A 12,631-nucleotide genomic window follows, 5' to 3' on the forward strand; every position below is an offset into this window, starting at 1 on the left:
GTCCGATGGTACCAACGTTGACATGCGGTTTTAGACGTTCAAACTTGGCCTTTGCCATGGGTATTTCCTCTTTTTTTGGGATCAAATGCTTGGCTCGTATAAATACGACAACTAAGGCAATCTTGACCTCATTAAGATAATTGTTAAAAAATCACACATACTAATGTGCAGATATTATAAGAAAATAACAGCCAATAACAAGTCTTTTAACAAGTTATTGGCGTATTTTTCGATGACAATATAATGATATTAGCTATATTGCCGTCTTTAATAAATTTTTACTTACTCGTCATCATCTTTATTGTTGAACTTAGAGATGATTTCAGCAGCAACTGATTTTGGAATCTCAGCGTACTTTTGGAATTCCATTGAATAAGTAGCACGGCCTTGTGACATTGAGCGCATTTGTGTGGCATAACCAAACATTTCCGCTAATGGTACTTCAGCACGAATCTGTTTAGTACCGCCAGGTAAGTCTTCCATACCCTGTACTAAACCACGACGACGGCTAAGATCGCCCATGATGTCGCCCATATAATCTTCAGGCGTTTCAACTTCTACTTTCATTACTGGCTCAAGTAGTGCTGGGTCAGCTGCCATGAAACCTTTTCTGAAGGCCATAGAACCAGCCATCTTGAATGACAATTCATCAGAATCGACATCATGATAAGAACCATCATATAAGGTCGCTTTTACGCCAACTACTGGGTAACCAGCAAGTACGCCGTTTTTCATGCGCTCTTGGATACCTTTATCAACGGCACCATGGAATTCTTTTGGTACAGTACCACCAACAACTTCTTCAGCGAATTCATACTCAGTATCGCCAGCTGGATCAAGTGGCTCAAGACGTAACCAAACATGACCAAACTTACCACGACCACCTGTTTGACGTACGAATTTGCCTTCTTGTTCAACAGTGTTACGAATCGTTTCACGATAAGCAACCTGTGGTGCACCGATGTTAGCTTCAACGTTGAATTCACGCTTCATACGGTCAACAAGAATTTCTAAATGCAGCTCACCCATACCACTGATGATTGTCTGACCAGATTCTTCGTCAGTATGTACACGGAACGATGGATCTTCTTTAGCCAAACGACCTAAAGCGATTGACATTCTTTCTTGGTCAGCTTTAGTCTTAGGTTCAACCGCTAGGCTGATAACTGGATCTGGAAATTCCATGCGCTCAAGCGTGATAACATTTTGCTCATCACATAGCGTATCACCAGTTGTTACGTCTTTCATACCAACCAATGCAGCGATGTCACCAGTACGGATTTCTTGTAACTCTTCTTGAGAGTTAGCCATCATCTGTACGATACGGCCAACGCGCTCACGCTTCATCTTAACTGGGTTATATACACTGCTGCCCTGAGTCAAAACACCTGAATAAACACGAACGAAGGTTAAGTTACCAACGAATTTGTCATTCATGATTTTGAATGCTAGTGCTGAGAACGGTACATCATCAGATGCTTCACGGAAGCCTTCTGACTCATCTTTGTCATCAAGAATACCGCGGATAGCAGGTACATCCATTGGTGCTGGAAGATACTGAATAACCGCATCCAACATCTTCTGTACACCTTTGTTTTTAAAAGCAGTACCACAAAGCAATGGGATGATTTGGTTATCAATAGTCAACTCACGGATAGCGCTGTTAATTTGATCTACAGTCAATTCGCCGTTTTCTAGATACTCATTCATGAGCTCTTCGTTTGCTTCAGCAGCACTTTCTACTAGATACTCGCGATACTCTTCCGCTTTGTCTTGTAGTTCAGTTGGAATATCGCGCTCGTCGTATTCCATGCCTTGAGACGCTTCGTCCCAATAGATAGCTTTCATGGTTACTAGATCGATAACACCTTCAAAATCTTCTTCTTTACCAATTGGGATAACCAATGGTACTGGCTTGCCGCCAAGACGAGTTTTGATTTGCTCGATTACACGATAAAAATCAGCACCAACGCGATCCATTTTGTTTACGAATGCAAGACGTGGAACTTTGTATTTGTTAGCCTGACGCCAAACAGTCTCAGACTGTGGCTGAACGCCGCCTACTGCACAGTAAACCATGCAAGCGCCATCAAGTACACGCATAGAACGTTCAACTTCGATCGTGAAGTCAACGTGACCTGGGGTGTCAATGATATTGATACGATGTTCATCAAACTGTTTTGCCATACCTGACCAGAAGCAAGTAGTTGCCGCTGAGGTGATAGTAATACCACGCTCTTGTTCTTGCTCCATCCAGTCCATGGTGGCTGCGCCATCATGTACTTCGCCAATTTTGTGGCTAACACCGGTATAGAATAAAACACGTTCGGTAGTGGTTGTCTTACCAGCATCGATGTGCGCTGAGATACCAATATTGCGATAGCGTTTTAGGGGAGTTTTACGAGCCATAGTGTTTTCCTAGGAAAAGTCGTGTATATAATAATGTATTGTGTCACTACCTCATACTCTATGACAAAGCGGTCAGCTTCATGACAAAGCAATCAACTTCGTAATATTACTTACTGATTATTAAGCCTAATACGGACAAAAAAAGAGCAAATACTAAGAATAGTGTGGCATCAAATTTGGGATACTCTCTCGTTAAACCTAGTTATTAGTTAAATAGTGTCTTTTTAGAGAAGTATCTTGATAGATATCCGCCATCTCAGTTATAAATAGCTTTTGGCTATTAGCAACTAAATAAATGATGGCGGCAATCAATAGAATAAATAACAGTGTAAGACTGGCTGACTTTAGCCAACCAGTCTAAAGCTACTAGTAAACAGTAGCTTAGAAGCGGTAATGAGAGAATGCTTTGTTAGCATCTGCCATGCGGTGAACTTCGTCACGCTTTTTCATAGCAGCGCCTTTGCCATCAGCAGCATCATTCAATTCGCCTGCTAAACGCAAAGCCATTGATTTCTCAGAACGCTTAGCAGCAGCTTCAGCTATCCAACGCATAGCCAAGGCAGTACGACGGGAGGGGCGTACTTCCATTGGTACTTGGTAGGTTGCACCACCAACGCGGCGAGCTTTCACTTCTACCATTGGGCGTACATTTTCTAAAACGTCTTCGAAGAAAGATACTGGATCTTCGATTTTACGTTTTTCGCTTACTGTTTCAAGTGCACCGTAAACGATACGCTCAGCAGTAGATTTTTTACCATGACTCATTACATGGTTGATGAATTTTGCAACAGTTTGGCTACCAAACTTAGGATCCGGTAGGATCTCACGGGTAGCAACGACGCGACGTCTTGGCATAATAAATTTCCTTGTCTTCAGGAGTGTCTGACATTCACAATCTCGCACCAGTTATTAATCAGGTGGCGTTATATCGAGTTGTCAGTCAGCCTTACTGCACGGCGGTATGTTTTAACAGTGAATTACTAATATAATAATACTGTCAACACCAGACCCATGCACAGTTAATGTTTGGTATAAAAAGCTTATCTAATAACGATTAGTTATTAAACTTTAGGCTTCTTAGCACCATATTTAGAACGACCTTGCTTACGGTCTTTTACGCCTGCGCAATCTAATGCACCACGAACGGTGTGATAACGTACACCTGGCAGATCTTTTACACGACCACCACGGATAAGAACAACACTGTGCTCTTGTAAGTTATGACCTTCGCCGCCGATGTAGCTTGATACTTCATAGCCTGAAGTCAAACGTACACGACATACTTTACGCATGGCTGAGTTAGGTTTTTTAGGAGTCGTAGTATATACACGAGTGCATACGCCGCGACGCTGTGGGCACGCTTCCAACGCAGGAACTTTTGACTTTTCCTTGATGGTTTTGCGACCTTTACGAATCAATTGGTTAGTTGTTGCCATGAGGCATCCTTCTCCCGTTTGGTATAAAACAAAAAAATGGGGTAATGCACCATCCATCTGACGTTAATGACAGATTTTCGGAGCACCCATTTTTAGGACAGTGTATTATAAAGAGTTGTTGCTGCTATTTCAACCACTTATGAGTGATTGTACTTTACAACATTTGATAGATATGCATTCAGCCTGTTGCTGTACCCACTTAGCTGCTTTTAATTAAAAGCCAACTAGAAAATAAGTCACTAAACTTGGCATAAAAACAATATCACATATGGTCTGAATAAGATGTTTGATGATAAGTAGACATCTATGATAAGTAAATGGCGATATTATCTAAATTTTCAAGAGTTAAAAGATAATACCACCAATATTAATAATTAGCGATTGGCCTATAATGACTTATAAGCACAACCTTATACAGAAAACTAAAAAATAGATAGATATTCAAATTAGCTTTATTTACTTTGCTTATTAGCAGACTTATCTGCTTCATCGCTTGACTGGCTATCAGACGATTCATCTACGCCCTCTTTATTTTTGGTATTGCTATCTTCGGTATTACTACCAGTACTTTCTTGCTCATCGTTGCTAGCAGCTTTATCTACTTTTGCTTCGCTGCTGCTGTCATCCGTAATTGCACGATTTGCCAGTTTGGCTTCTGGTGCGAAAGTCGCTTGAGCCACACCAATGACTTCATCAATTAACTGACTGTTATAGTGCATACCAATGGCGACAGCTGTGGCTGGTAGGAAACGGCGTACCCATGACAAGTTGATTTGATCCAAATCAATGCCAACCTGACTGGCAACATTATCAATCTGTTCTGCATAGAAATTAACGTTTTTGTTTTTTAGGCCTAGGTTTTTTAGCTCGTTATGCAAACCACTATTTTGTGCATTATCAAGCAAGCCTTTGCCGATACCGATACCAGCAAGCAACGCTTGTTTTTCTTGCATCTTGCTTAGATCTGCATTTGATAGCAACTCATAAGCCATTTTGACACCTTGACTGCCTGTCAGTGGTTTATTGTAAACTGCAGCCAATTGATAAACGGTACGTAATGATACTAGTAATAGCCACAACGTATCAGCCAACAATCCGGGCAGACCCGCCAATCCTGTCAAACCACCTATGGTCGCAAGTGCGCGGTTTTGATTGGCAATATCCGTGGCTAGCGCATAACGCTCCTCGTCATCTAAATTGGCAATATTTGCAAAACGATGCTCACTAGGCAAATCAATCTGACTCCAGTTAGACGCAAGCTTTGCTATTTGCGCAAAAGCCCCATCAACAGTTGTCTGAAAAAAACTGTTTGGCACTACTTTTTTGGCATATTTACCATAAGTAGCGAAACGTGGCCCTAGTAATTGCTGAGTTGCTTTTAGTGTTTGCTCACGAAACAAGTCTTGCTGATAATCTTCGTCGCCCAAGTTAACCGCTTTATATTGACGCGGCTTGCTTGTCTTAGCATTGACACCGTCAATGATTGCACCCATACGTTCTAAATTATTACGGGTCAGAGAACCAACTGTCTTAATGCTTTTAGAAAGAATGCTACGCTTTGCCATCGTGATGTCCTTAATGTGGTGATTGATTTTATAATAATAGATTTTTACTTATAATTGATATGCTATCTTATCGAATGACTGTATTCAGTGTCAGTGAGAACAATGTTATCGCCATTACAAACTTTGTATCTAAAAGTATAACTGAATCGATAATTGATGCCATGTTAAAGTTTATTTGTTTAGTTATATTCAAGCACAGCCTTATATCTTTGTGGTCGATGTATCGACGACTGCCCTCTTCATACTACCTTTTATATATTTAGTTTTTGGATAACCTTTAACCTTAAATGCTATTTTGTCGTTATTTTGCACTTGTACAAAGATTTTGGACGCTTGATACGTTATCATATGCCATAATTCACAGTACAGTTGTACTCGGATTTATGAAATACCCTTTATAGAGTACGTCTAGACAGTATATGTAGACCATACATCATTTAATTATGACAGCAATTATAGCTGCAACAGAAGCATTTGATATTCAAAAATACTCTTTCTTTAACACATTGTGGTTATAAGAGAGTGGTACGTTTGAGATCAAACAATAGAAGTAGATATTAAAAACGGTTATTAGCAATAATTTATTAACAGTAATTATCAAAAAATCGTTATTTATAAGGAATAGAATATGCGCCGCGTTGTTATCACTGGAGCAGGGATTGTCTCTTGTATCGGACATGATTTAGCCACTGTTACCGCTGCTCTTAAGCAAGGACAGTCTGGTATTACGTTCAATGACTCTTATGCTGAGCATGAGTTTAAGTCACAGGTAAGTGGTAGTATTGATAAATCAGTACTAGACACGTCTGCTATCGACCGTAAGCTTAAAAGGTTTTTTAGTGATGCCAGTCTCTATGCTTATGTTAGTGCGTTGGATGCCATCAAACAATCTGGATTATCACTTGATGTCATCAGCCAAAACCCACGTGTCGGTGTGGTTGCCAGCTCTGGCGGCGCTTCAACAGAAAATGTAGTCGCTGCTGTCGACGCCATGCGTGAGAAAGGTCTACGCGGTGTCGGCGCAATGGCAGTACCTAAGACTATGGGCAGCTCAGTATCAGCAGCGCTCGCAACAGGTCTAAAAATCCACGGTATCTCCTACTCTATCTCGTCTGCATGTGCGACTTCTACGCATTGTATCGGTCATGCTGCCGAGCTTATTCAACTAGGCAAAGCCGATGTTGTTCTAGCAGGTGGTAGTGAAGCTGAGCATTGGACTCAATCATGCATGTTTGATGCAATGGGTGCAATGAGTACTCAATATAATGACACGCCTAAACAATCCTCGCGCGCGTATGACAAAGACCGTGATGGTTTTGTAATTGCAGCGGGTGGCGCGATGGTCGTCGTAGAGAGTTTGGAGCATGCACAAGCACGTGGTGCCAATATTTTGGCTGAAATCGTTGGTTATGGTGCCAGTTCTGATGGTGCTGAAATGGTTGCGCCAAGCGGTGAAGGCGCTGTACGTTGCATGCAGCAAGCATTAGCCGAAGCTGGTCTGGAGAGCGTTGATTATATTAACACTCATGGTACTAGCACACCGTTAGGTGACATCACTGAGCTTAAAGCGATTGCTAAAGTGTTCGGTAATGATGTCAGTAAAGTACCTGCTCTTAGCTCAACCAAGTCTATGACTGGTCATAGCTTAGGTGCGGTAGGTGCTCAAGAATTAATATATTGCTTACTAATGCTGCAAGAAGGCTTTATCGCACCAAGTATCAATATCGAAGAATTAGACCCTGCTGCTGAAGGCTTTGATATCGTCGCCCAAATGCGTGAAACTAAGCTTGAGACACTCATGAGTAACAGCTTTGGCTTTGGTGGTACGAACGCAACGCTAATCATCAAAAAGTTCGACGCGTAACCGATGCACGCAAAAAACCATAAGACTACTGAGCAGACAGATTCTGCCTTATCGCCAGCTACTAATCCTAGCTGGCGTTTTGGTGAGCTGCCTGCTGCAGAATTAATGCCACATTTACAGCGCTATCTGCTAGCACAAGATGCTAAAGCAAATTGGCAGCTGGTTTGGCTGAATAACGATGGACGGCCCGTAATCGGCTTACTTCCTAAGGTAAGCTGGTCTGTCTATTTTAATACTGCTGAGAATCAGTCACCTGATGAGCAATCAGCTAATTATAAAGTTATTCGACATTGCCGTGATGTTGAAACGACTAACAATGCCGATAATAGCAATGCCATCACAACGGCCTATATGAGCTATGAGGAATGGCAAAATAGCTTAACGACTTATAGCCAAGCTTATGAGACTGAAACTGATGACGGAACATCGACAACTGATATTACTGAAAATCCCAATTATCATCATGGTCTAATAGGGTTTATCGGCTATGACATTGCGGCTCATGAGCTAAGTCCAGCTGCCAATATTGAACTGGAAGCACAGCCTTGTGCGGTATTGGGTCATTACGATATTTACCTGTCACCTAAAGCAACCAACAAAACTGGTTGGCAGTTAACCGTTAATACAACGGCTAACAGCTCAGGCAAAACTATTGATGATGAGTGTAGTGACAAAGCTGTCGTAGCGCTTATCTCATATCTAGACAGACTAGATAAAACGTTGTCTGACACATGCCTGAGTCAAAAACACCTTGAGTCATCAACACCTGCTCCTTTAATATTACAAGCACGATGGCACAAACGTGATTATCAACAAGCATTTGACCGTACTCAAGACTACTTACAACAAGGCGACTGCTATCAAATCAATCTGACGCAAGAATGGCGTGGTCTTCTCTCTCATAAAACAAGCAATATCCGATCAATATCCAATCTGATTGATTATTTACCTACGCTATATCGTAATACACAGGCGCCCTTTGCAGGATATCTGTCAGTTAATAGCAGGCATGACAGTACAATCACTCCTGATATACCCACGAATCCGTTTGAATTATTAAGCTGCTCACCTGAGTTGTTTTTTACCTTCAAAAAAGATGCCAACACTGGCAAACATCACATCATTACTAAACCTATTAAAGGTACGATGCCGCGTGGTGCAACGAGTGAACAAGATAACCGCTATAAAAACCAACTAAGCGATAGTGAAAAGGATCGTGCTGAAAATGTGATGATTGTCGATTTATTGCGTAACGATTTGGGCAAATATGCCAAAACTGGTAGCGTAAAAGTACCACAGCTATTTGCAATAGAAAGCTTTAGCAATGTACATCATATGGTCAGCACCATCACCGCTGAGCTCAAAGAAAATACCCATCCGTTGGCAGTATTGTTTGGCAGTTTGCCCGCTGGATCTATTACTGGCACACCAAAAAAACGTGCCGTTGAGATTATATCTGAACTAGAAACCGCACCACGTGGTGCCTATTGCGGCACTATGGGTTATATGAATTTTGATGGTAGTGGTCAATGGAATGTACTGATTCGTACGCTGCAAGCCAACACTTCATCAAATAATGACTTGAATAGAGAAAAACATGTCAGTTTATGGGCTGGAGGTGGTATTACAGTTGCGTCTGATTGCGATGCTGAATACCAAGAGTGTTTAGATAAAGTAGGTAATCTACTGTCGGTACTCGCCCAAGATAATCTGAGCAAATAGGATTATAGTCAGAGAACCACTAAATGGCTACAGCATTACCCTCCCTAGAGGTACGATATGTACAATCTGCGGTCGGCTGCCTTGTATCCATTTTAGACTTCTTTGACTATAGATATTGTTTTAAGAAATACATAAAAATAGAGCCTGCTCAACACAATGTTGGCAGGCTTTTTTTAATCAGTATTAATACAACAAGGACGATTCGTTAGTCAGCAGTAACTTCAGTATCAGCATGTAAGGTTGTTAAGGCATCTATTAAACGCTCATTCTGCTCTGCTGTACCAACCGTAATACGCAAATACTCATTGATACGCGGTTTGTCAAAATGGCGAACGATAATGCCTTGCTCACGTAACGCACTGGCCACAGCACTTGCATTGCCCTCTTTTGGACGTACAAATACAAAGTTGGCATGTGACGGCAGCACTTTATAATCCAAGGCTACTAGATCCGCTGTGAGTGACTCACGCAAGTCAATAACCTGCTGACGCGTTTTCTCAAAATATTCAACATCTAAGACACTGGCCGTCGCACCCGCTTGCGCTAACTTGTCTAATGGATAGCTATTAAAGCTGTTCTTCATACGGGTCAATGCTTCGATTAATGATGCGTTACCGAAGGCCATACCGACACGTAATCCAGCGAGCGAGCGTGACTTTGAAAAGGTCTGCGTCACAAGAATATTGTCATAATCATTGATTAAGCTTATCGCTGAGACAGTAGTACCTGAGCTATCCGCTTCTATCTGTGCAAAATCGATATAAGCTTCATCAATCACGATCACTGAATTAGAGTGCTCACTAGCCAACTTACTGATATCTGCAAGCGATAGTAGCAGTCCAGTTGGTGCATTAGGATTGGCAATAATGATACCACTACAAGGCTGACGATACGCATCTGGGCTGAGACTGAAGTCAGCTTCTAAGGCGATTTGTACCAGTTCGATACCAAAGGTGTGCGCATATACTGGATAGAAACTATAGCTAATATCAGGTGCTAAAACAGGGCGCTCTTTTAAGAAAAAGCTGGCAAACACTAATGCCAATACTTCATCTGAACCATTACCGACAAATACCTGATTGACATCGAGGTTGTATAACCCTGCTAGTGCACTACGCAACTCATCAGACTCAGGTGCTGGATATAAGCGCAAATCATCTGCTTGGCGTTCCAACACTTTAGCGATGGCTTGCCCTACTTTTGGAGAAGGTGGAAATGGGTTTTCATTGGTGTTTAATTTGCATAAATTGTCGTGTTGCGGCTGCTCACCTGGTGTATAAGGTGACAAATTGCGTGCTTTAGATGACCAAAGTCTCGTGTCTATCTTTAATTCACTCATAAGTTATCCTACTATTAGCCACAAAAATTATTAAAAAATATGTCAAAATAAATGACAAAATTAAATTGTACAGTATTCAAAATATATTACTGATAACGATAACGAGCTGAGCGCGCATGGGCATCTAAGTCCTCACGCTGCGCTAAAATATCTGCCGTTTCGGCCAACGGTTTACTACCCGATTCACTACAATAGATAATAGATGATTTCTTTTGGAAGTCATAGACACCTAGTGGTGAAGAAAAACGCGCGGTACCAGAAGTTGGCAACACATGGTTAGGACCTGCACAGTAGTCACCAATGGCCTCTGGTGTATGACGGCCCATAAAGATGGCACCAGCGTGACGAATATCATTGAGCAGTTCATCAGGATTGTCTACTGACAACTCCAAATGCTCAGGTGCCACCCGATTGATCACTGCAATGCCCTCTTGACGGTCTTTAACTAGAATAAGCGCGCCACGGTTTTGCAAAGAATCACGAGCGATATCAGCTTTTGGCAATTCTGCCAATGCTTTTTCAATCTCATCAGCGACCTCAGCTAGCTGCTGCTCACTGGTCGTCACAAAAATAGCTTGGGCAATACGGTCGTGCTCAGCTTGTGACAATAAATCCATCGCCAACCAATCTGCACGGTCTTGCGCTTCACCTTCTGCATAAACCAATACTTCAGAGGGACCTGCAATCATATCGATGCCGACTTGACCGAATACTGCACGTTTGGCAGCCGCCACATACTTGTTTCCCGGCCCCGTAATTTTATCCACTGCTGGAATCGTCGCGGTACCATAAGCCAATGCGGCCACAGCTTGTGCACCACCAATAGTAAAGACACGATCAACCTGTGCCAAATGCGCTGCTGCCAATACCAATGGGTTTAGTACACCTTTGGGTGCTGGCACCACCATGATGACTTCGGCGACGCCTGCTACTTTAGCAGGAATGGCGTTCATCAATACTGACGATGGATAAGAGGCCAGACCACCAGGGACATAAATACCTACACGATCAAGCGGTGTGACTTTTTGACCTAGACGATTGCCTAGCTCATCTTCATATTGCCACGTCTCTTGTACTTGGCGCTCATGAAATGTCTGTACCCGTGTTGCCGCTGTCGTCAATGCCGTCTTGACGGTCTCATCAAGATTGGCAAATGCCTCAGCAAGTGATTCTTTGGATAGCTCTAGCTCTTGCATCGTCGTCGCTGGATGCTGATCAAATTGCTGAGTCAAGGCTAGCACCACACTATCGCCCTCATGGCGTACTTGCGCGATGATGTCATCAACGGTCTTTAACAAGTCGGCATCATTAACGGTTTCAAAAGCAAGCAGCTCTGTTAATTGACTGTCAAAATCGGCATCTTGAGTACTTAGTTGGCGCATGACCTAATCCTATGGCTGAAATTAATAATGTAATGGTAGCGTGTATTGAATATTAACAATAATTTGATGCCTTATACATCAGATTATACTGGGCTTTTATTCTCTGACAAGCAAAGATGAAAAAACCAGTTTAGCACGCTATATCTATCATAGAGCACTAAACTGGTTTAAAAATTTGCATAACCATGCTTTATATTACCAATGATTGCCAGTGACTTACGATGCACTAGCAATACTGTTTTTAAAGCTATCTAAAATCGGCTCAAGTAGCGCGAATTTACGCTTATAGCTGACTTGATTGACGATAAGACGAGATGAGACATCACAAATGTGATCACGAGCTTCAAGCCCATTCGCACGTAAGGTATTGCCAGTATCGACCACATCCACAATCAAATCGCCTAGGCCGACCAATGGGGCAAGTTCCATCGAGCCGTACAGCTTAATGACATCTACTTGCTGACCTTGGCTAGCAAAGTAGGCACGTGCCACATTGACATATTTGGTGGCGATACGTAGGCGACGATTTGGCAATGGCGCGTCTTTTACGCCAGCAGTCATCAGCTTACATTGAGCAATTTGCAAATCCAACAATTCATAAACATGATTGGCACCATGCTCAAGCAAAACGTCTTTACCTGCCACACCAAAATCAGCTGCACCGTGTTCTACATAGGTCGGCACATCGCTGGCACGCAAAATCAATACACGCACATTGGGATTTGAGGTTGGGAAAATAAGCTTGCGTGAGGCTTCAGGGTCTTCTAATAGCTCAACGCCAGCTGCGCGTAGCAGTGGCATGGTTTCTTCTAGAATACGGCCTTTTGATAATGCCAATGTTAAGCCTGAAAACTCATCATTTACTTCGTTTAATACACCGCTAGTTGGTAAGGCTTTGGTTGCTTCAGTCATAA

General features: G+C 42.3%; 9 protein-coding genes. 2 read left to right on the forward strand and 7 right to left on the reverse strand.

Annotated elements, in window-relative coordinates:
• Positions 1-282: 282 nt before the first annotated feature.
• The 4 genes from fusA to I6E61_RS13100 form a co-directional block, all read right to left on the reverse strand.
• Positions 283-2,409 (reverse strand): elongation factor G, encoded by a 2,127-nt coding sequence (gene fusA / locus I6E61_RS13085; RefSeq protein WP_197102445.1) that lies wholly within the window; start codon positions 2,407-2,409, stop codon positions 283-285.
• 381 nt (positions 2,410-2,790) lie between these two features.
• Positions 2,791-3,264, reverse strand: coding sequence for a 30S ribosomal protein S7 (rpsG, locus tag I6E61_RS13090; RefSeq protein WP_110924207.1), 474 nt, complete (start codon positions 3,262-3,264; stop codon positions 2,791-2,793).
• 206 nt (positions 3,265-3,470) lie between these two features.
• The gene (gene rpsL, locus I6E61_RS13095; protein ID WP_011281154.1) at positions 3,471-3,845 is read right to left on the reverse strand and encodes a 30S ribosomal protein S12; all 375 of its coding nucleotides are present in this window, start codon (positions 3,843-3,845) and stop codon (positions 3,471-3,473) included.
• Positions 3,846-4,297: 452 nt separating this feature from the next.
• The gene (locus I6E61_RS13100; RefSeq protein WP_197135160.1) at positions 4,298-5,410 is read right to left on the reverse strand and encodes an EcsC family protein; all 1,113 of its coding nucleotides are present in this window, start codon (positions 5,408-5,410) and stop codon (positions 4,298-4,300) included.
• Between the two features lie 628 nt (positions 5,411-6,038).
• Here I6E61_RS13100 and I6E61_RS13105 point away from each other — a divergent pair.
• Both I6E61_RS13105 and I6E61_RS13110 read left to right on the forward strand, forming a co-directional pair.
• Positions 6,039-7,274, forward strand: a complete 1,236-nt coding sequence (locus tag I6E61_RS13105) for a beta-ketoacyl-ACP synthase II (protein ID WP_197135161.1) — start codon at positions 6,039-6,041, stop codon at positions 7,272-7,274.
• A 3-nt stretch (positions 7,275-7,277) separates the two neighbouring features.
• Positions 7,278-8,996 (forward strand): anthranilate synthase component I family protein, encoded by a 1,719-nt coding sequence (locus tag I6E61_RS13110; protein WP_197135162.1) that lies wholly within the window; start codon positions 7,278-7,280, stop codon positions 8,994-8,996.
• A gap of 205 nt (positions 8,997-9,201) precedes the next feature.
• On the opposite strand, the gene hisC is transcribed toward I6E61_RS13110, so the two are convergent.
• The 3 genes from hisC to hisG form a co-directional block, all read right to left on the reverse strand.
• Positions 9,202-10,335, reverse strand: coding sequence for a histidinol-phosphate transaminase (gene hisC, locus I6E61_RS13115; RefSeq protein ID WP_197135163.1), 1,134 nt, complete (start codon positions 10,333-10,335; stop codon positions 9,202-9,204).
• Positions 10,336-10,421: 86 nt separating this feature from the next.
• Positions 10,422-11,717 (reverse strand): histidinol dehydrogenase, encoded by a 1,296-nt coding sequence (gene hisD / locus I6E61_RS13120; protein WP_197135164.1) that lies wholly within the window; start codon positions 11,715-11,717, stop codon positions 10,422-10,424.
• Between the two features lie 216 nt (positions 11,718-11,933).
• Complete coding sequence (gene hisG, locus I6E61_RS13125) at positions 11,934-12,629, reverse strand: ATP phosphoribosyltransferase (RefSeq protein ID WP_197102459.1); 696 nt, start codon at positions 12,627-12,629, stop codon at positions 11,934-11,936.
• Between the last annotated feature and the right edge of the window lie 2 nt (positions 12,630-12,631).

It is taken from the genome of Psychrobacter sp. NZS113, from assembly GCF_015864825.1.
GTDB lineage: Bacteria > Pseudomonadota > Gammaproteobacteria > Pseudomonadales > Moraxellaceae > Psychrobacter.

Bases quoted from the DNA above. Each gene is read 5' to 3' on its own strand.
- fusA (WP_197102445.1), bottom strand. From the start codon at position 2,409: ATGGCTCGTAAAACTCCCCTAAAACGCTATCGCAATATTGGTATCTCA.
- rpsG (WP_110924207.1), bottom strand. From the start codon at position 3,264: ATGCCAAGACGTCGCGTCGTTGCTACCCGTGAGATCCTACCGGATCCT.
- rpsL (WP_011281154.1), bottom strand. From the start codon at position 3,845: ATGGCAACAACTAACCAATTGATTCGTAAAGGTCGCAAAACCATCAAG.
- I6E61_RS13100 (WP_197135160.1), bottom strand. From the start codon at position 5,410: ATGGCAAAGCGTAGCATTCTTTCTAAAAGCATTAAGACAGTTGGTTCT.
- I6E61_RS13105 (WP_197135161.1), top strand. From the start codon at position 6,039: ATGCGCCGCGTTGTTATCACTGGAGCAGGGATTGTCTCTTGTATCGGA.
- I6E61_RS13110 (WP_197135162.1), top strand. From the start codon at position 7,278: ATGCACGCAAAAAACCATAAGACTACTGAGCAGACAGATTCTGCCTTA.
- hisC (WP_197135163.1), bottom strand. From the start codon at position 10,335: ATGAGTGAATTAAAGATAGACACGAGACTTTGGTCATCTAAAGCACGC.
- hisD (WP_197135164.1), bottom strand. From the start codon at position 11,717: ATGCGCCAACTAAGTACTCAAGATGCCGATTTTGACAGTCAATTAACA.
- hisG (WP_197102459.1), bottom strand. From the start codon at position 12,629: ATGACTGAAGCAACCAAAGCCTTACCAACTAGCGGTGTATTAAACGAA.